General features: G+C 36.7%; 19 protein-coding genes and 1 pseudogene. 10 read left to right on the top strand and 10 right to left on the bottom strand.

What is annotated here, in order from left to right; all coding sequences use genetic code 11:
- Window positions 1-89: 89 nt before the first annotated feature.
- On the bottom strand, window positions 90-455 hold the full coding sequence (locus PMI13_RS08160; RefSeq protein WP_007842601.1) for an RNA recognition motif domain-containing protein: 366 nt from the start codon (window positions 453-455) through the stop codon (window positions 90-92).
- A 271-nt stretch (window positions 456-726) separates the two neighbouring features.
- Between PMI13_RS08160 and PMI13_RS08155 the strand changes: the two genes are divergently transcribed.
- From PMI13_RS08155 to PMI13_RS08115, 9 genes and pseudogenes are all read left to right on the top strand, one after another.
- A complete protein-coding gene (locus PMI13_RS08155; RefSeq protein ID WP_007842599.1) occupies window positions 727-930 on the top strand; it encodes a helix-turn-helix domain-containing protein in 204 nt (67 codons plus the stop codon).
- 137 nt (window positions 931-1,067) lie between these two features.
- A complete protein-coding gene (locus PMI13_RS08150) occupies window positions 1,068-1,463 on the top strand; it encodes an acyl-CoA thioesterase (RefSeq protein WP_007842597.1) in 396 nt (131 codons plus the stop codon).
- Complete coding sequence (locus tag PMI13_RS08145; protein ID WP_007842595.1) at window positions 1,460-2,020, top strand: helix-turn-helix domain-containing protein; 561 nt, start codon at window positions 1,460-1,462, stop codon at window positions 2,018-2,020. The genes PMI13_RS08150 and PMI13_RS08145 overlap by 4 nt, the downstream gene beginning before the upstream one ends.
- 227 nt (window positions 2,021-2,247) lie before the next feature.
- Window positions 2,248-5,103 carry a heavy metal translocating P-type ATPase gene (locus PMI13_RS08140; RefSeq protein WP_007842593.1) on the top strand — a complete coding sequence of 952 codons (2,856 nt, stop codon included), beginning with the start codon at window positions 2,248-2,250 and terminating at the stop codon, window positions 5,101-5,103.
- A gap of 19 nt (window positions 5,104-5,122) precedes the next feature.
- A pseudogene (locus PMI13_RS08135) lies at window positions 5,123-5,893 on the top strand (DUF72 domain-containing protein).
- A gap of 127 nt (window positions 5,894-6,020) precedes the next feature.
- Window positions 6,021-6,887 carry a polysaccharide deacetylase family protein gene (locus tag PMI13_RS08130; protein ID WP_007842589.1) on the top strand — a complete coding sequence of 289 codons (867 nt, stop codon included), beginning with the start codon at window positions 6,021-6,023 and terminating at the stop codon, window positions 6,885-6,887.
- A gap of 156 nt (window positions 6,888-7,043) precedes the next feature.
- The gene (locus PMI13_RS08125) at window positions 7,044-7,703 is read left to right on the top strand and encodes a YggS family pyridoxal phosphate-dependent enzyme (RefSeq protein ID WP_007842586.1); all 660 of its coding nucleotides are present in this window, start codon (window positions 7,044-7,046) and stop codon (window positions 7,701-7,703) included.
- 56 nt (window positions 7,704-7,759) lie between these two features.
- Entirely contained in the window at window positions 7,760-8,944 is a 1,185-nt protein-coding gene (locus PMI13_RS08120) for a sigma-54-dependent transcriptional regulator (protein WP_007842585.1), read from the top strand.
- A gap of 69 nt (window positions 8,945-9,013) precedes the next feature.
- On the top strand, window positions 9,014-10,390 hold the full coding sequence (locus PMI13_RS08115) for an MATE family efflux transporter (RefSeq protein ID WP_007842583.1): 1,377 nt from the start codon (window positions 9,014-9,016) through the stop codon (window positions 10,388-10,390).
- Between the two features lie 83 nt (window positions 10,391-10,473).
- Here the strand turns inward: PMI13_RS08115 and PMI13_RS08110 are convergent, their stop codons facing one another.
- A complete protein-coding gene (locus tag PMI13_RS08110) occupies window positions 10,474-10,986 on the bottom strand; it encodes a GNAT family N-acetyltransferase (protein ID WP_007842582.1) in 513 nt (170 codons plus the stop codon).
- 133 nt (window positions 10,987-11,119) lie between these two features.
- Complete coding sequence (locus PMI13_RS08105) at window positions 11,120-13,522, bottom strand: alpha/beta hydrolase family protein (RefSeq protein ID WP_007842575.1); 2,403 nt, start codon at window positions 13,520-13,522, stop codon at window positions 11,120-11,122.
- Window positions 13,523-13,647: 125 nt separating this feature from the next.
- On the opposite strand from PMI13_RS08105, the gene PMI13_RS21140 reads away from it, so the two are divergent.
- Window positions 13,648-13,806, top strand: a complete 159-nt coding sequence (locus PMI13_RS21140; RefSeq protein ID WP_007842573.1) for a bacteriocin-like protein — start codon at window positions 13,648-13,650, stop codon at window positions 13,804-13,806.
- 58 nt (window positions 13,807-13,864) lie between these two features.
- On the opposite strand, the gene PMI13_RS08100 is transcribed toward PMI13_RS21140, so the two are convergent.
- From PMI13_RS08100 to PMI13_RS08070, 7 genes are all read right to left on the bottom strand, one after another.
- Window positions 13,865-14,293, bottom strand: a complete 429-nt coding sequence (locus PMI13_RS08100) for a DoxX family protein (protein ID WP_007842571.1) — start codon at window positions 14,291-14,293, stop codon at window positions 13,865-13,867.
- 67 nt (window positions 14,294-14,360) lie between these two features.
- On the bottom strand, window positions 14,361-15,236 hold the full coding sequence (era, locus tag PMI13_RS08095; RefSeq protein WP_007842569.1) for a GTPase Era: 876 nt from the start codon (window positions 15,234-15,236) through the stop codon (window positions 14,361-14,363).
- A 112-nt stretch (window positions 15,237-15,348) separates the two neighbouring features.
- Window positions 15,349-16,188 (bottom strand): sugar phosphate isomerase/epimerase family protein, encoded by an 840-nt coding sequence (locus PMI13_RS08090; RefSeq protein ID WP_007842568.1) that lies wholly within the window; start codon window positions 16,186-16,188, stop codon window positions 15,349-15,351.
- A 17-nt stretch (window positions 16,189-16,205) separates the two neighbouring features.
- Entirely contained in the window at window positions 16,206-17,612 is a 1,407-nt protein-coding gene (locus PMI13_RS08085) for a carbohydrate porin (protein ID WP_007842566.1), read from the bottom strand.
- 2 nt (window positions 17,613-17,614) lie between these two features.
- The gene (fucP, locus tag PMI13_RS08080) at window positions 17,615-18,856 is read right to left on the bottom strand and encodes an L-fucose:H+ symporter permease (RefSeq protein ID WP_007842564.1); all 1,242 of its coding nucleotides are present in this window, start codon (window positions 18,854-18,856) and stop codon (window positions 17,615-17,617) included.
- 19 nt (window positions 18,857-18,875) lie between these two features.
- On the bottom strand, window positions 18,876-19,778 hold the full coding sequence (locus tag PMI13_RS08075; RefSeq protein WP_007842562.1) for a carbohydrate kinase family protein: 903 nt from the start codon (window positions 19,776-19,778) through the stop codon (window positions 18,876-18,878).
- Between the two features lie 34 nt (window positions 19,779-19,812).
- Complete coding sequence (locus tag PMI13_RS08070; protein ID WP_007842560.1) at window positions 19,813-20,808, bottom strand: LacI family DNA-binding transcriptional regulator; 996 nt, start codon at window positions 20,806-20,808, stop codon at window positions 19,813-19,815.
- Window positions 20,809-21,223 lie beyond the last annotated feature (415 nt).

Genomic DNA, 21,223 nt, shown 5'->3' with positions numbered 1-21,223 from the left:
CTTTTTGAGCATAAAAAAAAGACTGTCTCACTTTTGAGACAGCCTCTTTTATTTTATAAAAAAAGCGACTTAAAGCCGCTTAATATTTCTTACCAACGGTTTCCACCACCATTACCACGGTTGCTTCCACCACCGTAGCCACCACCACGGTTATTTCCACCACCATTTCCATAACCTCCACTTCTATTGTTGTTGAAAGTTTTTCTTGGTTTTTCTTCTCTTGGTTTAGCTTCAGATACGTTTAATACTTTTCCGTTGAATTCTTTTTGATTAAGAGAATCAATAGCTTGTTGTCCTTCTTCGTCGTTCATTTCGATAAAACCGAAACCTCTTGAACGACCAGTTTCCTTGTCTGTAATAATTTTAGCAGAAGATACTTCTCCAAATTCTGCAAATAGGTCTTGCAACTCATATTCTTTAGTTGCGTAATTGATGTTAGAAACAAAAATGTTCATTTGAATAAAATTAAAAAATTAATAAAATTTGGTATATAAAAGAAAAACAACATAACGTAATGAACAAATATTGATTCCAAATATAAACTATCGCAAGATACAATTAAAAATTTCAAATCAAAACATTTTTGAAATTATTTCTCACATTACGTTGAATTTGAAAATAAAATTCATCAAAAAACAAATAATATTCATTGTTAATTAATAAAATTTCATTGATATTTGTATTAAATTTAAGCAATATTTAACATAACTTAAATCTCTATTTTATATGCCCATCATTGTAAATTTAGATGTCATAATGGCTAAAAGAAAGATATCCTTAAATGAGCTCTCAGGAAAAGTAGGCCTCACCCTGTCCAATCTTTCCATTTTAAAGACGGGGAAAGCAAAAGCAATCCGTTTCAGTACTCTTGAAGCCATCTGCAAAGCCCTGGATTGCCAACCCGGTGAGCTGCTGGAATATAAAGATTAAAAATGTGATTTATAATTTTAATCGTGTTTTTAAAAGCAATTGAGAAAATAAATAATTCTCTTTAGATAACTAAATCTCATTCTTTGGATAAAGCCGGTTTTTAACCTTAAATTTGTCCTGCAAATTATCAGCAAATTATGAATTACCATACAAGAAAATGGGTAAAGCCTGAAGACTTAAATCCCAACCATTCCCTTTTTGGCGGAAGATTATTACAATGGATTGATGAAGAAGCAGCCCTTTATGCCATTATCCAACTGGAAAACACCAAAGTAGTCACTAAATTTATTTCAGAAATTAATTTTGTAAGCTCCGCAAAACAGGGAGATATTGTAGAGATCGGCATTGAAGTTTCCGCGTTTGGTTCTACCTCACTTACTTTAAAATGTGAAGTAAGAAATAAAATGACTCATCAAACCATTATTACCGTTGACAAAATCGTGATGGTAAACCTTGGTGAAGACGGAAATCCTGCTCTCCACGGCAAAACACAGGTAGAGTTTGTAAAAGACCGGTTAAACAATAAATTATGAAAATTTTTATAAAGAATATGGTTTGCGGCAGATGTATTTCTGCTGTTGAAAGTATTTTTGACCATGCTGCTGTAAAAATAAAATCAATTAACTTAGGTGAAATAGAAACCGAATCTGAAATTTCAGATAAAGATTTACAGTCCATCGAGAAACATCTGGAAGAAACCGGATTTGAGAGAATAAAAGATTCAGCGCACCAGCTTATCGAAAAAATTAAAAATTTTATTATTGTAAAAGTAAGTGAATTAGATGTGGATGAAAACTTTTTACTCTCTGAATTTTTAAGCTCAAAACTTCACAAAGATTATAGTTCGCTTTCAAAAACATTTTCGCAGAACGAAAACATTACCCTGGAACAGTTTTTCATCCTTCAAAAGATTGAAAAAGTGAAAGAACTGCTTTTATATAATGAATTTACCTTAACTGAAATTGCCGGAAAACTAGGCTATAAAAGTGTACAGCATTTGTCTTCCCAGTTCAAAAACAGTACAGGCTTCACTCCTACTGAATTCAAGAAACTTAAAGTTCACAATAGAAAACCGCTGGATCTGGTTTGAAAATTTAACCCAATCAGATGTTGAGCTTTTTATGAAAATCTAGTTTTGCTCTCGCAGATTTTTTTAATATAAATTAAATGTTCGAGGGCAAAAAACAGATATTCCTCTATTCTAAGCCTCAAATCGTCCATTCTTTTACACAAAACCAAATTCTATAACTATTATCCTTAAATTAATAACATCCTTCCATTCTCATTGTGGAAATTTGTACTATAAATTACAGGATCATGGAACGACATTATAAAATACTTGGGATGACCTGCTCCGGTTGTCAGAAAAAAATTTCAGAAAAGCTTAACAGCATAGAAGGTGTACAAGCTGATGTCAATCTGGAAAAAAGCACCGCTACCATCACCTCAGATCAGGAAATTGTGCTCAATACTTTAAATAAAGCTTTAGGTGAAATTGGGAATTACGCCTTAGAAGACCCGGATCAACCTGAAAAAACATTCATAAAGCCACAGGATCGCGTATCTCCTTCTTCTGTCTATTATTGTCCGATGGAATGCGAAGGTGATAAAGTGTACTTCAAACAGGGAGAAAGGTGTCCCGTCTGCAATATGTACCTGGTTCCTATAGAAGAGAAACTGGCCAAAGATCCTCACCATAAACCCGCTTACTCTCCCGGTAACCTGCCGGAAAATTTTAAAGATAATATCGGAAAATATTATTGTCCGATGTTCTGTGAAGGAGACAAGGTTTATGATGAAAAAGGAGACTGCCCTGTCTGCCATATGCATCTGGAGGAAATCACAGAAGGCCTGGTAAACAAATCAGCTTCTCACAATACTCATCATCATTCCCATGAACACGGTCACCATCATCATGAAGCTCCAAAAGTTACGGATGATATGGCAGGAAGATATTACTGTCCTATGTATTGTGAAGGTGATAAAACCTATGACAGTAATGTTGGCTGTCCGGTTTGCGGAATGGATCTGGTAAAATATCCCGAGAAGAAAACGGCAAAATATATCTGTCCGATGCATCCTGAAATCATAAAGGATGAACCCGGAAGCTGCCCGATCTGTGGAATGGATCTGGTGAGAATGCCGGATAGCGAGGGTGAAGAAGAAGATGAAACTTATAATATTCTGAAAAAAAAGTTTATTATTTCACTGGCCTTTACCATTCCTGTATTTATTCTTTCAATGGGGGGAATGTTTATTAACTTTCCGTTTTCACATTCCGTTCAGGGGATTATAGAGCTTCTTTTAACGCTTCCCGTATTATTTTATTCAGGCTGGTTCCTGATGAAAAGAGGCTGGGTTTCATTTAAAACGTGGAACCTGAATATGTTCAGCCTAATTGCCCTGGGTGTTGCAGCAGCCTTCATATTCAGTATTGTGGCATTGGCATTTCCGGATATTATTCCCCATGAAATCCGTGGGCATAATCATGAAATCCCATTATACTTTGAGGCAGTCTGTGTGATTTTAACCTTAGTTATTTTAGGACAGCTCATGGAAGCTGCCGCCCATAAAAAAACCGGAAATGCAATCCGGGAACTGATGAACCTTTCTCCTGACGAAGCCAATCTTATCATCAATGGAGAAGAAAAAAGGGTTCTTCTTTCGCAGGTAAAAGCAGGCGATATGCTAAAAGTAAAACCGGGTGAAAAAATTCCGGTTGATGGGAAAATTATTGAAGGAAGTTCTATTGTTGATGAAAGTATGATTACCGGAGAGCCTATTCCTGTTGAAAAAAACACAGACGACAAAGTATCTTCAGGAACCATCAATGGTAATCAGGTTTTCATTATGAAAGCCGAAAAAGTAGGCGATGAAACATTGCTTTCCCAGATTATAAAAATGGTGAATGAAGCCAGCCGAAGCAAGGCCCCGATCCAGAAGCTGACGGATAAGGTATCTAAAGTTTTCGTCCCTGCTGTTATTCTTATTGCCATTCTTACTTTTATTGCATGGCAGTTCTTCGGTCCGGAAGGTAAAAGAAGCCTGTTTGCTTTCGTTAATGCTGTAGCTGTTTTAATTGTTGCCTGTCCTTGTGCTCTCGGTCTCGCTACTCCGATGTCTTTAATGGTAGGAATCGGAAAAGGGGCTAAAAACGGTATCCTGATTAAAAATGCAGAGGCACTTGAGCAAATGAATAAGATCAATGTTTTAATTACAGATAAAACAGGAACTTTAACAGAAGGGAAACCGTCTGTGGAACATATCGAAGCTGTTGGTAAGGTGGATCAGAACAGAATTTTAAAACTGGCTTTTTCATTAAACCAGAATTCAGAGCATCCGTTATCCAACGCAGTGATCAAAAAAGCAAAGAATGGAAATATCTCTGCTGAAAAAGTAGAAAGATTTGAAAACATTTCCGGGAAAGGAGTTAAAGGAAATATCAATGGAAAAACAGCTTATCTAGGAAATGAGAACCTGATAACTTCCCATCAGATCAGCATTCCTGAAAACCTCAAACAGAAAGCAGCAGAAGTACAGTCAAAAGCCCACACCATTTCTTATATCGCAGAAGAAAATACTGTTTTAGGGTTCATCAGCTTCACCGATAAAATTAAAGAAAGTTCTAAAAAAGCAATTCAGCATCTGATAAACGAAGGAATTGACATCATCATGATGACCGGTGATAATGAGCATACCGCCAAAGCTGTTGCTGATGAATTAGGCATCAGGCATTTTAAAGCCAACTGTCTTCCTGAAGATAAACTGAATGAAGTGAAAAAGCTGCAGCAGGAAGGAAAAATCGTCGCTATGACCGGAGACGGTATCAATGATTCTCCTGCCCTCGCTCAATCTGATATCGGGATCGCCATGGGAACAGGTACCGATGTGGCTATAGAAAGCGCAGAAATCACATTATTAAAAGGAGATATCATTGGTGTGGCAAAAGCCAGGCTGTTGAGTGAAAAACTCCTGAAAAACATTAAAGAAAACCTTTTCTTCGCTTTTATTTACAATGTCTTGGGAGTTCCGGTTGCGGCAGGATTATTGTATCCTTTTTTTGGAATCTTATTATCTCCGATGATCGCAGCAGCAGCAATGAGTGTCAGCTCGTTATCCGTCATATTGAATTCTTTGAGACTGAATGCTGTTGATCTGGAGATCAGGGAATAATTAAAATTTCCTTCCGCTGATGAAGCCGGATTGTTTTATCTGCGGAACAAAAACTCAAAACATAATGGAAAAAGGAAGTCTTCATATTGGATGTTCAGGTTTTTACAATAACGATTGGAAAGGATCTATGTATCCTGAAGACACCAGAAGTAAAGATTTCCTTACCTTATATTCTCATACCTATAATTCAGTTGAAATTAACTCAACATTTTACCGGAAACCCACTCTCAAAACCCTTGTAAAATGGTATGATGAAACACCGGAAGGTTTTAACTTCTTTATTAAAATCCCCAAACTGATCTCTCATGAAAAACGGTTAAAAGACTGTCAGCAAGAAATTTCAGAATTTTGCTGTCATACTTAGGATGGATTAAAAGAAAAGCTTTCGGGCTTTTTATACCAGTTTCCACCTTCTTTTAATACTCCGGAAAATATTGATCAGATCATAAATAACCTTGATTCCGGATTTTTAAATGTGATTGAATTCCGACATGAATCCTGGTGGCGGGATGGAATTTTCGAAACCCTGAAAGATAAAAACATTGTTTTTTCCGGCGTCAGCTTTCCCGGAAATCTTCCTGAAGATGTAATTATCAATCATTCCGAAATTTTATATTACAGGCTTCACGGAAAACCAGTGCTCTACAAATCGGAATATGATGAAGAATTTCTTAATCAATCGGCTGAAAAAAATAAAAAACTGAAGAAGGAAATATTTATATTTTTCAATAATACATGGGGAGCTGCAGCCATTAAAAACTCTTTGTACCTGAAAAAAATCTTAGAATAAAAACTTTCTGAAAATTAACACCTTAAAATATCCTTAAAAAGTGAATTTCTATATAATTTGGCATATAAATTGTTAACATTATTTTACAAAAATTAACTATTTTTAACATTTAATTTCCAACAACTTTATGAAAAACTTTTTTGCAGAAAAGTCTCGAAACAAGACTTTTCTTGGGATGTTTGCATTGGTGAGTGCAACTTCAATCTTATTTAACAGCTGCAACCAGAAAAAAGACCGGAAAGAATCTGAAAAGATGATCCCGCATCAGCATCCCGTCGCAAAAACAGTTCCTAAAATTGATGATGAAAATGTTCCGTCGGACAAAAGAGTTATTTATCTTACTTTCGATGATGGTCCCAACCGCGGTACCGAAAATCTTTTAAAAATTTTAAATAAAAGAAATGTCTGTGCAACCGCCTTTCTTGTCGGCCAGCATGCTTATGGAAGTAAAAAACAGAAAGAGGGCCTGGAACTCCTGAGAAAAGACCCTTTGATAGAACTGGCCAATCACAGCTATACGCACGCTCACAATAAATACACCGATTTTTATAAGAACCCGGATGCTGTTGTTCATGATTTTAACGCTGCAAAAGACAGCTTAAAACTTAATAACAAAATTGCAAGGACTCCCGGAAGAAATATCTGGAGGCTTAACAATATTACAGCAACAGACATAAAAAGCTCTGCGCCTGCAGCAAACAGCTTACAAAAAGCAGGATATAAAGTGATCGGCTGGGATCTTGAATGGAAGCCTAATAATACAATGTCATTAAAAGGGAATCATGAAGCAATGCTGAAAAAAGTAGACAGCATTTTCTTTAATGACCTGGAAAAAACATCAAGGCATCTGGTTTTTCTTACCCATGATCAGTATTTAACAGATGCCGATTCAATTGATGAGCTGGATCAGTTTATTGAAAAGCTTCAGAAAAGCAACAGGTTTATTTTCAGAAAAATATCCGAGTATCCTAAGATCAATGAAATACTGAATTGATAGATTAAGATTAAATTAGAGCGAAACCTTATAGGTTTTAAAAACCTATAAGGTTTACCTGTCTTAAGATACTTTCAAACGACAATACTCAAATTTTAACTTAAAATATATCAAATTGATTAGCTTTTTGCTTTTAGAATTCAGAAATTTGCAGTTATGAGCATTAAAGAAAATTACAGCAATATAAAGAAGCATCTTCCGGAAAATGTACAACTGGTTGCGGTTTCCAAAACACATCCTGTTTCAGTTATTCAGGAGGTTTATGACCTTGGACAGAAAGTTTTTGGTGAAAATAAAGTTCAGGAATTAATGGAGAAGTACCCCCTACTTCCGAAAGATATTCAATGGCATCTGATCGGGCACCTGCAAACCAATAAGGTCAAATATATTACTGAATTTATTGATACCATTCAAAGTGTGGATTCTGAAAAGCTTCTTCTGGAAGTCAATAAAGAAGCGGGAAAACATCAGCGTAAAATTAAAGTTTTACTCCAGGTAAAAATTGCAGCAGAGGAAAGTAAGTTCGGACTTGAAATTTCAGAAGCAAAAGATCTGTACCAAAAATATGTCAATGGCAGCTTTCCTCATATTGATATCACAGGCCTAATGGGAATGGCTACTTTTACGGATAACCGGGATCAGATAAAAAAAGAATTTTTAAACCTGAAAAAAGTTTTCGATGAATTAAATCAATTAAAAGAAATAAATACCTTATCGATGGGTATGAGTGATGATTTTCCCATTGCTATAGAATGCGGAGCTAATTCTGTAAGAGTTGGATCTGCTATTTTCGGGAGAAGAGATTATTCCAATTAACCCATTTAGGTATAATTTTTGCTAATAATTCAATCAAAAAAATTAAATTTGCAACTATGCAAAAAATCCTTATCGTAGAAGACGAAAAAGCAATCTCGGGAGTACTTCACAGTATTCTTTCTGACGAACTTACCAATTATGAATTTGTTATCGCCGAAGACGGTTTAGAAGGCTACAAACAAGTAGAAAAAGAAGATTTCGCATTGGTGATTTCGGATATAAAAATGCCCAAACTTTCAGGAACCGAACTTTTGAAACAGAGTCTGGCTCTGAAACCTGAAACCACTTTCATTATGATTTCAGGGCATGCAGATATCGACTCTGCCGTATCTTGTTTAAAGGAAGGTGCATATGATTTCATTTCTAAACCTATTGATATCAACAGGCTGATTACAAGCGTAAAAAATGCTTTGGCAAAAGAAACCCTGAAGAAAGAAAATAAAAACCTTCAAACTGAAAATAAAACGTTAAAAAAGAAAGTCAATAAAAAGTACCAGATGATCGGTGAATCTCCTGCGTTGCAGAAGATTCAGGATATGATCGAAAAGGTTGCTGTTTCTGACGCCAGAGTTTTAATTACAGGACCCAACGGTGCAGGAAAAGAATTGGTAGCTCATGCCATCCACAATCAAAGTGAGCGTGCAAGAGGCCCGATGATTGAAGTAAACTGTGCTGCTATTCCTTCAGAACTGATTGAATCTGAACTTTTCGGACATGTAAAAGGATCTTTTACAGGAGCTATCAAGGATAAGCAGGGAAAATTTGAACAGGCTACCGGAGGCACGATTTTCCTTGATGAGATCGGAGATATGAGTCTTATTGCCCAGGCAAAAGTTTTAAGGGCATTGCAGGAAAGTAAGGTTTCACCGGTAGGAAGCGACAAGGAAATAAAGGTTGATGTAAGGGTGCTTGCTGCAACGAATAAAAACATGCAGAAAGAAATTGAAGAGGGAAAATTCAGAGAAGACCTTTATCACAGGCTTTCCGTTATTGAAATCTATGTTCCGCCATTGGATGAAAGAAAAGAGGATATCAAATTGTTGGTAGAACATTTTTCAGGGATGATTGCTGATGAACATGGTACTGCCGTGAAAAAATTTGATGCTGCTGCTATTGAAGCTCTGAAAGCACTTTCCTGGACAGGAAATATCAGAGAGTTGAGAAATGTGGTTGAGAGATTAATTATTCTTGGTGGAAATACGGTTTCTAAAGAGGATGTTGCAAATTTTGTAAGAAAGTAATTCAAATATAACGAATACATTATAACAATTTGCAGTATGACCTACTGCAAATTTTTTTATACATAAACTATGAGCTTTTTGAATAAAAACTATACGAAAGAATGCCTGACACTGGCTCTTCCTGTAATGCTTACGCAGGTGGGGCAGGTCTCGGTGAATTTATTTGACAATATCATTGTCGGGAAAATGCTTGGTGCAGATGCTCTGGCTTCCGTTTCATTAGGAAATGCGGTATTTTTCTCAATGTTTGTTTTGGCATTGGGATTTTCTTTTGCCATTCCGCCTTTGGTTTCCGAAGCACATTCGAGACATGATCATCAGACGATTAATTCTGTATTCAGTCATGGATTTGTCATTAATATGTCCGTCGGAATTATCCTGATGGGGATTTTATTCTTAGGAATGCCACTGCTCTATCATTCGGGACAGCCGGAAAAAATCATCCCGGATACCGTAGACTTCTTAGGAATCATGGCGATAAGTATTGTTCCTTTTATGGCATTCCAGACTTTGAGAGAGGTTTCTGAAGGCCTTTCTTATACCATCGGGGTAACAAAAGCAACGATTATTGCCAATGTGATTAATGTGGTTTTAAACTATATTTTCATCAAAGGAATGTTCGGAATCCCGCCAATGGGTGTAAAAGGATCAGCATTAGCGAGTCTGATTGCCCGGATTTTCATGGTCGTTTTTCTTTATTTCGTTCTTAAATATGAAAAGAAAACCCAGCGTTATATCAAAGATTTTTCTTTAAAGGCTCAGGTATTTTCTAAAAACGTGTTTGATAAAATGGTAAAATTAGGTTTGCCCACCGCTTTACAGATGTTTTTTGAAGTAACGGCTTTTGCAGGAGCAGCATTTATCTGCGGATTAATTTCAGCCCATGATATTGCTTCGCACCAGATTGCTTTAAGCATGGCTTCTTTTACCTTCAATTTATGTATAGGGTTTAGTGTGGCTTCAACCGTGATGATCGGAAGAAAGCTTGGTGAGCAGAATTTTGTTGAACTAAGAAAAGTAGGAATCAACAACCTGAAAATAGCTTTTATTTTCATGTGCATCTGCGGACTGGTCTTTATTTTAGGGCGAAATATACTTCCTACTTTCTTTACGAAAGTAGAGGAAATTGAAGTGATCACTTTGGCTTCAAAGCTGATGATCATTGCTGCCTTATTCCAGCTTTCAGATGGGATCCAGGTTACCGCTTTGGGAATGCTGAGAGGTTTACAGGATGTTAAGATCCCGTCAATTTATACTTTTATTGCGTATTGGGTGATCACAATTCCTTTAGGATATTTTTTCTGTGTTACCTTAAGAATGGGTGCTTTTGGAATGTGGATCGCTTTAGGACTGGGATTAACCGTTTCAGCGGTTTTCTTGGTGAAGCGGTTTTTAAATATGTCGGCAAAGAGAATCAAACAAAATATAAACAAAACCTATCAATAGATCAACCTGGAGATTAAAACCCCGGTTTTTAAATATAAGCCCATTTGCGCGAAGTCTCCGACTTCGCGCAATTTATTTATGTATTAATTCAATGATCCGACTTTTCTTCCCAGTATCTTCAGACTTCTTTCTATTCCATCCAAAATAGCTATATCAGGCAACGTTCCCCAATCTTCAAATCCAAAATTCCTGAAAAGCTTCAGACTGGCTTCATTATGAAGGAAAATAAGAGCCACCATGTTTTTCACCCCGAATTTCCCGGCATTATCAATACAGTATTTAAGAATTGTCTTACCATATCCTTTTCCTCTACAGTTTTCATCCAGATAAATACTTATCTCTACGGTTCCATTGTAAGCAGCTCTTTCATGGAACGAACTAAAACTTACCCATCCTATGACCTCGCCATCATGATCTTCAACAACCCAAAGCGGCCGTGTTTCGGGATTATGCTCATCAAACCACTGTCTTCTGTTCTCCACAGAGACATTTTCTGTATCGGCAGTCACCATTCTCGAAGGAATTGTTGAGTTGTAGATTTCAACTATTTTTTCCAAATCTTTCAGATCGGCATTCCTGAATTTCAGTTCTCTCATTATTGTTTTTTTTTTACAAAGATAAGGTGAGTATTTATAAGTATAATCATTGAGAACTAAAGATTGCTTCGTCGCTTCGCTCCTCGCAATGACATAAAAACTCGTCCAAAAAGAACGAGTTTTTTATTAAGCCTTATTTCTTCAGACATTTCTCCAGGAACTGATCCTGTTCCCAAAGAAGGTGAAGAATATTTTCTTTAGCCTGGTAGCCATGGGCTTCTTTCGGTAAAAGAACCATTTTTACGGGTGCTCCAAGGTTTTTCAATGCCTGGAAATATCTTTCTGTCTGCAAAGTAAAGGTCCCGGGGTTGTTATCCGCATCTCCATGAATCAGAAGCAGCGGGGTTTTCATTTTATCCGCATTCATAAATGGGGACATCGTATTGTAGATCTCCGGCACATCCCAGTAGTTTCTCTGCTCACTCTGGAACCCGAATGGTGTTAAAGTTCTGTTATATGCTCCACTTCTTGCAATTCCGCATGCGTAATCTTTAGAATGTGTCAAAAGGTTGGCTGTCATAAATGCACCATATGAGTGCCCACCTACAGCTACTTTGGTTCTGTCGATATACCCTAGCTGATCTACAGCATCAATCGCTGCTTTTCCGTTAGCAACCAACTGTGGAATAAAGGTGTCATTAGGTTCTGTTTTCCCCTCTCCAATGATCGGGAAAGCGGCATCATCCAGAACGGCATAGCCTTTCGTTGTCCAGTAAACAAAAGAACCATAATATGGGAAAGTAAAATCATTAGGGTTTTGCGTATTTTGTCCTGCCGTATTTTTGTCTTTATATTCTGTAGGATAAGCCCAGATCAGCAATGGAAGCTTTTCTTTCTTCGCTTTTCTGTCATAATTTGCCGGAAGATATAACGTTCCCGTTAAAGTTACTCCATCATTTCTTTTATAGGTGATCACTTCCTTATAAACATCTTTTATGCTTTCAAAAGGGTTGGCAAAGCTGGTAACTGCTTCTGTTTTATTGGATTTAATATTCTTCTTGAAGTAATTAGGATATTGGCTGGCAGATTGCTGAATTGTAAGAACTTCCCCTTTTGAGGGATTAATGATATCAATAATATCTTCTTTAGCATTCTTTAAATTTGAAGTGTAAAGCCTTTTCTTTTTCAATGTTTTCAGGTCCATTTCATCGATGAAAGGGTGTTGTCCGTCTTTTGTAAATCCTGCTCCTATAAGATATGCTTTTTCGCCTTTCATATCGAGAACAGTTCTTCCGAACTGGTTTTTTGTCGTATTGAAATTTCCGGGATCACTGTAAACATCCTGATAATTCCTGTCATCAATCACTTTAGATTCACCATTCTTCAGATCTATCAAAAAAGATTTTGTATTTCTGGTATCATACCAGCCTTCCGAAACAATAGCATAATGATCGTTGGTCCAGCTTACATCTTCGTACCTTTGCTTTGTTTTAAAGAATGATTTCGGAGCAGCATTAAACGGGGCTTCCCACATGAAAATTTCATCTCTGTAATCTGCTGCTTTCGATTGGTCGCCACCATCCAGAGCTTCAGCATACACCAGGGTTGCAGGCATATCACTTCTCCAGCCCATAGCTCTTTTCCCTGTTCTCACTGAAGAAAAACCTTTAGGCATAATCTCGTTTAACAGAATTTCATTCACAACTTTTACCGCATTTCCACTGGCATCATAAACCGTAGTTGTCATTGGAAAACGGCTTAAAGGCACAATATAAGAAAACGGCTTTTTGATGGTGGTTGCCATTAAATAATTCCCGTCCGGAGAAAAGCTCAGCCCGGAATACATATTCTGGTCTTTTACTTTTTTAAGGTTTCCGTTGAGATCAACATTGTAAATATCGGAAGCAGTAAGAATTTCAAAATTCTTTTCATCCTGCGGGTTTTTAAGGAGATCCTGATACGTCCTGTTTTGGGAAACCTTCCCGTCTGCCGTCGAAACAATCGGCCCGGTAGGCAGATCTTTACTGGAGTCAATTAATGCTGTCCGGTTTTGAGGGAGGGTTTTGATCAGAAGGTTCTGAGAATCTTTATACCAGATATAGGGACTCCCTAAGTTGGCATTTAAATTATCTGCTGTGATTTTCTTTGCTGTAGCCGTTTCAAGGTCTACAATCCAAAGCTCTACTCCTTTTGCGGTAGTATTGGTAAACGCCAGTTTCTTCTCATCCGGTGAAAAGGAAGTAAAAGTGATTTTAGGATTGGGAGGAAGGTTTTTAACCTGCACCTCGCTTTTATCACTCATTTTTCTCACTTTAAGATTGCTGGAATACGTGGCAGAGCTTGAAATATTGGTTACCAGGTTAATTCTTAATCCACCCAGCTTCATTTCCTGCTGGCTAAGATCTTCCAGTGTTTTATAAGTCGGGCGGTATGTAAATACTACCCAATCTTTTTTGCTGTTCATCAGAACACTTGGAGGTCTTTCATAATCTGCCAATTTAAGAATTTCTGCAGATGGTTTCTGGTAAGTAATACTTTCCTGTGCTTCATAAAAATTAAGAAACGCAAGAAGGCAAATAGTCAGCTTTAACTTCATTATATTTCATTTTTCACGAATTTAATGAATTTAAGTGCATAAAAAAAATTTATCAATTTTAATACACTATATGGTGATTTTACAAAATAATATTATATTCGTTAAATCAATCAATTAAAATTATTATGAAAAATCTAAAAAAACTATCGAAAAAAGATCTGAAGAAAATTAATGGAGGCAGTGCGCCTGAATGCCCTGCAGGATACAAACCCTGTCTGACTATTGATGAAAACGACCAGCTAAAATGGACCTGTATATGGTCTACTTTTTCGTGTAATCCCTGATTTTCAAAATAAAAAAGAGCATGAATTCACGCTCTCTATTTTATATGCTGTCTTGTAATTACCAGTCTGAAGCTCTTTTTCTTTTTTCAATCATATGATCTACCGATATTTTTCCGGCTCCGAAAGCGATTAAAAGAAGATATATTGACAAATAAGTTAATCCTAATTCCATCTTATCGAAAGGATCGGCACCATGTACCATAGAAACGGCAATAATCATTGTAAAAATTAAAAATCCGAGAGCTATCCTTGTAAATAATCCTAAAATAAGAAGGATAGAGCATACAAACTCAGCAAAAACAGTAAGGATTAACGATATTTTCGGGCCTAATCCGATAAAATCAAAGAATTTAATATCACCGCCTTCCAGCAGCATCTGAAGTTTTGGAAATCCGTGAGAAAGCATAGCAAATCCAATAAAAACTCTCACAATTAACAGAATAATATCTCTGACTACAGAGTTAGAATTTGAGTTAATATAATTCATGTAATGAAAATTTAGACTAAAGATAATAAAAATCTTTAAAAACAATATTGATTATGAATGATTTCGTTTATCTATAACCGAAATTTTTTAAATCCCTGTCATTTTTACGCCAGTCTTTTTTCACTTTAACAAATAGATTCAGGTGAATTTTTTTGGTGAAGAATTTTTCAAGATCAAGCCTCGCTTCTGTTCCCACTTTTTTGATAGCTTCTCCCTTATGTCCGATAATAATTCCTTTTTGGGTATCTCTTTCTACATAAATGATCGAATCTATAAAAATAATCCCTTCTTTTTCCTTGAATTGCTCAGTCACCACTTCCACAGAATAAGGGATTTCTTTATCATAGTTCAGAAGAATTTTTTCACGGATAGCCTCATTCACAAAAAACCTTTCCGGTTTGTCTGTGTACATATCTTTATCATAATAAGGTGGATTTTCAGGAAGCATTGATTTCAATTTCGGAAGAATAACCTCCGTATTGAAGGCATTCAAAGCTGAAATAGGAAGAATCTCTGCCTTAGGAATCCTGTTGTGCCAGTCTTCAACCAGTTTTTCAAGCCCGGCCTGGTCTGTTTGATCTACTTTATTCAACAGAAGCAATACGGGAACAGGGATTTTGTTAAGTTTCTCAATCAAAAATTCTGAAGGTTCCGCTTTGTCGGTAACGTCCACAATGAATAAAAAAACATCGGCATCCTGTAAAGAATCCTTTACAAAATCCATCATTTTTTCCTGTAAACCGTATTTCGGATCTAATACTCCTGGAGTATCAGAAAATACAATCTGTAAGTCTTCTTCATTATAAATTCCAAAAATTCTGTGGCGTGTTGTCTGGGCCTTTTGGGTTACAATAGCCAGTTTCTCTCCCATCAACTGATTGAGTAAGGTAGATTTTCCGGCATTTGGCTTTCCAACGATATTGACAAATCCTGCTTTGTGCATAAAAATTATATTACGGACTGCAAAGTTACTAAAACAAAATTGGTCTTTAAGGGTATTGTTAAAAGATTTAAAATAAAAAGCCTTCCCGTAAAGGAAAGACTTTCATCAGAATTTAATTAATATGGTTTTTCATAAATTGTAAACTGCCTGCAGCAAGCTCTTCTGCATCGTGTGGGGATTTTTGCCATAGAGAAACGACCTGCTGCATCCCGGGAACTGATGATGAGAAATTTTCCAGCACCAGAGTTCCTTCAAAATCTATTTCTTTTAAAGCACGGAAAAATTCATCCCAGTTTACGGTTCCTTCTCCCGGCATTCCACGGTGGGATTCTGTAATATGAACATGCTTCAGTTTTTTTCCTGCTAAAATGACAGGATCATAAAAATTATTTTCCTCTATATTCATATGGAAAGTATCCAGATGCAGAAACAGATTTTGTTTTCCTGTCTTTTCAATCAGATCGAGAACATTTTTTGCGGTGTTACAAACATAGGTTTCATACCTGTTGATAGGCTCGATGCCGATATTTACCCCTCTGGTTTTAGCATGATCAGCAATCTTAGCCCAGACTTCGGCAATGATATCTGCTTCGTTCTCCGTTAAGGGATTTCCTGAAAAAACCCCGATTCCACCATGTAAAACACCACCGAGAAAATCGGTTTCCAGGTCTGAAGCTTTATCTACCGCTTTTTTTATCAATTGTTCTGCTGCTTCAGGATAAAATGCAATATGGGCTTCTTTCGGAAGGTTGAATGAGCAGACTGCATCCAACCTGTTGTCCTGAAGTTGTTTCTTAACTTCTTTAACATTAAAATCCATTGATGCGGGTAATAAAATTTCAATCAGATCAAAACCTGCCTTTGCTGTTTTTTCGATGGCATATTTTCCTGCTTCGGCATTCCAGGCCGGTGTGATCCATGAAAGAAGCGAAGCTCCCAATTTTATATTCATTTTAATTTAATTTTTTATTAAAAAACCCACCATTCGGTTCTAACTCCGAGGTAGATTCCGAATCTTTTCGTTCCGGACTGTTGTAAAAATGGAGAATAAAGGCTGTTGACCGCCTGATTATTATATCTTGAAACTTCAGCAATTAATCTGATGTGAGGTCTTGCCCAGACGCTTCTTTCTGCTGTCGGAACAATAGTGGGAGCTAAAACCAGCTTAACCATTGATGCAGGGTCCTGATTCCCGTCTTTTCTTGAAGCATAATGCAATTCTGAAACAATATGAAACCAGTTATTAAAATAATAGGTTGCCCTTAATCCGGTATTAAATTCGGATTTCTTGTTGAAAATATTTCTTTTATAATAATCAAGAGCTTTATCATTACTGTCTGCTCCGCCTTTACTCTGTGTATAGACTGCATAAGCATTTAAAGACCATCTGTTGGAAAGGTTTAACAGAATATGTTCAACCGCCGTTAAAGAATAGGCCCCTTTATAGGTTTGGGTTTCTTCATCCGGAGCTCCGTAGGTTCTCCAGGTCTGCGTATTTCCGCCATCTCCGCCGTTGGCAATTCCGGATCCGTATCTCAGTGAAACCTGGTTAAATGATCCCGGAAGTTTTGTTTTGAGATTTGTATTTAATTTTGCTCCAAAAACCCAGCCTTTGTCCGATGGGTATTGTTCTACAGAGTTTTTTCCAGATTTGTTTACATTATGAAACTCAGCTAAAATTTTAAGCTTATTGCTGTTTTTAAAAGGAATTGTATGTTCTAAAACAAATACTTCCCTTTGTCTGTAGATAAGGTTTTTTGCCCCACTGATGATATTGGTATAAGAGTATGGGGTTGAATTGCTGGCAACAGTATCTATTGCTGCCGGGAAAAACATTGAGAACCTCATATTTTTATGCCTTACTCCCCAGCCTGTTGCGGAATGATCATCAAAATAAAAGTAATCTGCAATATGTACATCGTCATATCTTAACCATCTTGATCCCGCCCAGACATCCCAGTCGCTTCCCATAATATTTCTGGCTTCAACAAATGCTTCAGGCAACGCTATAATCATTCCCTGATTTGATTTTGAATCTACATTTCCCAGGAAAGTCCCGCCTGAATAAAAACTCAGCCTGGCCTGCATATCAATTTTTGTGCTTTTTGTACTGTCACTTCCCACTACCGGCGAAAAATGAAAAGCCGGTAAAAAATCAACATAATCACCCTGATCCATCCTGCCACCCAAAGATCCCTGGTTATTAAGATTCAGCTGTCTGCCCGTTCTGCCATCTGCATTCGGTGAATAAGCAGCCCCTATTCTGCCTGTCGTCCCAAATGAAAAATCTTTATTGGTAATCACAATCTGGGCATAAGTAACCTGGCTGAATATGAGTAACACCCATAAACAGCCTTTTAATACTCCACTTTTCATTGTTACTTAATTGTTTTAGGTTTGTAGTATTTCACAGCAAACAGAACAATGATGACGTAGCAAATGATTGGCAACAGATAAGAGTGAGCTACATCTTTTTCCGCAATTTTACCCATAATCGGGGTAAAGAAAGCCCCGCCAAACATGGCCATTACCAGGAATGAGGAAGCCTGCTGAACCTTTCCCCCTAATTTTTTCAAACCAAGGCTGAAAATGGTAGGATACATTACACTTAAGAATAAATTTAACAGTATTAAACTGATAAAAGATACCCAGCCGAAACTTTGGGAAATAATTAAGCAAAGAATAATATTACAGACCGTGAAAATGGCCAGTACTTTATTGGGAGCAATATATCTCATCAGGAAAGTCCCGACAAATCTACCCACCATCATCATTGCCATGCTTAAGGAGAAATAATAGGAAGCCTGGGTTTCCTGCAGGTGCATCTTTTCTACCCCATAATTGATAAAGAATGCCCAGGTCCCGCCTTGTGCAGCTACATTAAAAAACTGGGCTATAACTGCAAAAACAAAATGTCTTTGCTTCCAAAGTGGTGCTTTTACATTGACTGTTTCTGTACTCTCTCCGGTGGTATGTTCAAGCAGTTCTATTTCTTCGGCATGCGGATCTTTTAAATCCGGAACCTTGATAAAGGTAAAAATAATGGCGAGAACAAGTACAACAACGCCAATCCATGTATAAAGATTTTTTACTGAATCTAAAGAATTATCTTCGGCAGCTCCACCAAAAATAAAGAAACCACCCAATAAAGGTCCTACTATCGCACCCAAACCATTGAAAGACTGTGCGAAATTAACTCTCTGATCACTGGTTCTTTCATCTCCAAGTGCCGCTACAAAGGGGTGGGCTACCGTCTCAAGCGTTGCCATTCCCAATGCAAGAATGAAAAGGGCAATTCTGAAAAATCCAAAAGATGTCTGGTCCGCAGCAGGAACAAAAAGAAAGCATCCACCTGCAAATAAAGTCAATCCTAAGATAACTCCCATCTTGTAGCCGAATTTTTTCATGAAAAGCCCGGCAGGAATTCCCATCAGGGCATAAGCTCCGAAAATTGAAAGCTGTACGAGTCCTGATTTTGACTTAGAAATATGAAGGACATTCTGAAAGTGCTTATTCAGTACATCACCCATCGTAAGGGCAATTGCCCAGAAAAAAAATAATGAGATCACAAATGCAAGTACAAGCAGGTACTTTTTTTCGGTAAATTTTACTGATTTCATAGGATGTGTTTTTTTAAGATTATACAATATTTTGTGTTTTAAACTGTTGAAATTCTTCATCATCATAATCAGGGCAGGCACCGGCTTTTGAGGTAATAAATGCACCAAGCATTATAGCCTCTGTCATGATCTCTTCTACACTTTTCCCCTGAATTCTTTTTGAAAGAAATCCTGATAAAAATGCATCTCCGCTCCCTACGGTATCCGCTATCTGAATTGAAACAGCAGAAAAACCATAGTTCCTGTTCCCTACAAAATACCTGGCTCCTTTACTTCCTTTGGTCAAAACAATTTCCCTGATATTGAAATGATCCTGAATAAAGGTTGCGCTTTCATCTTCTGTTACATATTCTTCACTCAGAAACTCCATAATCATACGCATTTCCGCTTTATTCATTTTCACGATATCTGCTTTATGTAAAAGTTCTTTGATCAGCTCAATATCAATGAACGGAGGTCTGAAGTTAACATCAAATATTCTGAGCTTTGAAAACTCGAGAAGCTTCAGAAGAGTTTCCCTGGTTTTAGGATTCCTTGCAGACAGGCTTCCGAAAACAAAAGCTTCGGCTTCGGAAATCAATTGCTTATGTTCCGGCAAAAAATCAATATAATCCCAGGCTACATGATTGATAATTTCATAACTGGCTTCATTATGCTCATCAATCTTAGCTATAACAGTACTTGTAGGATGTTCCTGATCGATCTGAATGTAATCTGCTGTAATTCCCCAATCTTTAATCTGATCGGTTAGCTGTTTTCCCAGTTCATCATTTCCGACTCTGCTGAGCATTTTCACATCAGTTCCTGTTTTGTATACATGATAGGCAACATTGAATGGTGCACCACCGGCCTTGGCTCCCTCAGGGAAAATATCCCAGAGCACTTCTCCGAAACAAACGATATAAGGTTTTTTATTTGTCATAGGTTAAACGTTTAATTAAATGATTAAAAAATTTTTATCTGACAGAATCCTTAGCCATTAACTGAGCAGGAAAAATCACTTTTTCACCATCGTTAATGTAATTATTAATCTGACTGTCAATAAGTCTTACCGCTTCTTTAGCCATATCCATTAAAGGTTGCTGAACGAAACTTATTTCTGTTGGAAAAAGACGGTAAGCTTCCGTTTCATCAAAAGCGATTACAGATACATCTTCAGGAACTTTTATTCTATGTTTCAAAAGATAACGTAGCCCGGCAATCCCCAGTTTATTACTCGAAAAATATAAAGCTGTTTTTTTAGAAAGGTCTAAATTATTTTCAAGGCCTTCATACACCTCTTCAGCAATATTATGCAGTCCTGTTAAAACTTTTTTATAATTTACTGCTGAAGAGATACGTTTATCAAACCCTTCCTGCCGGTCCAGCAAATGGGGAAGTTTTGTATCATAGCCCACATAAATAATTTCTTCGAATTTTTTTTCCGTTAAATAGCTGCATATGTATTCCGAAATCTCAGTATTATTAATCACAACTCCCGGGATATTAACATTTTTAAGGTAACGATCAATCGTAACAATAGGATATTCTTCTTTGATCAGTTTATTAATTGCATCATCTGAATTAACGACAGGAGCTACAATCATTCCGTCGACCTGCTGTTCAGAGAAGAGTTCTGTCAGCTTTTTAAATTTTTCAGGTGTTTCATCCGAGCTTCCGATTAAAAGCGTATACCCCAGTTTCATGGCTTCATCTTCTATACACCGGGCAATACTTGAATAAAAATCATTTGAAATATCGGCAAGGATAAGCCCTAAAAGCTTACTCTTACTCATTTTCAGGCTTTTTGCAATTTTATTCGGCGTGTAATTAATCGTTTCAGCAACTTCAAAAATTTTTTTCCTGGTCGTGTCACTTATCCTGCTTCCTTCTTTTTTGTTCAGGACATAAGATACCGTTGCAACGGAAACACCTGCAATTCTCGCAATATCTTTTATGGAAGCTCTTTTCAAAGGATCAGTTTTTTACCCTGCAAAAGTATTTCATAAATTATCAATAAAACAATAGGCTTATTTTTTTGGTCATCTGAAAATTAATTGTATTTTCGCGACTTTTTGAAATAGAAAATAAAAACAACATAAACAATTGATATTCAGTTATATAAAAATCAATATTTTTATCACATTAATTTAATGTTAAATGAATATTAAGTTTAAAAATATAGTACAGATAAATTATGGTTAAACGTTTATCTAAAATTATTTTAATAAAATTTACATTAAGATAACTATAGCCTATTTTACACATATTGTTTTAGGGTTCTTTCAATGATCGGTTTTTATATCGCAAAGAAAATGATCTAAGGTGAGCAAAGTTTTTTAATTGATTAATAGATTTTCATAAGAATATTTCATAGCAGCCTTACTG

The organism is Chryseobacterium populi, assembly GCF_000282115.1.
GTDB classification, from domain to species: Bacteria; Bacteroidota; Bacteroidia; order Flavobacteriales; family Weeksellaceae; genus Chryseobacterium; species Chryseobacterium populi.
Note: the sequence above shows the minus strand (reverse complement) of the source record. Positions and strands in the feature narration are given on the sequence as shown.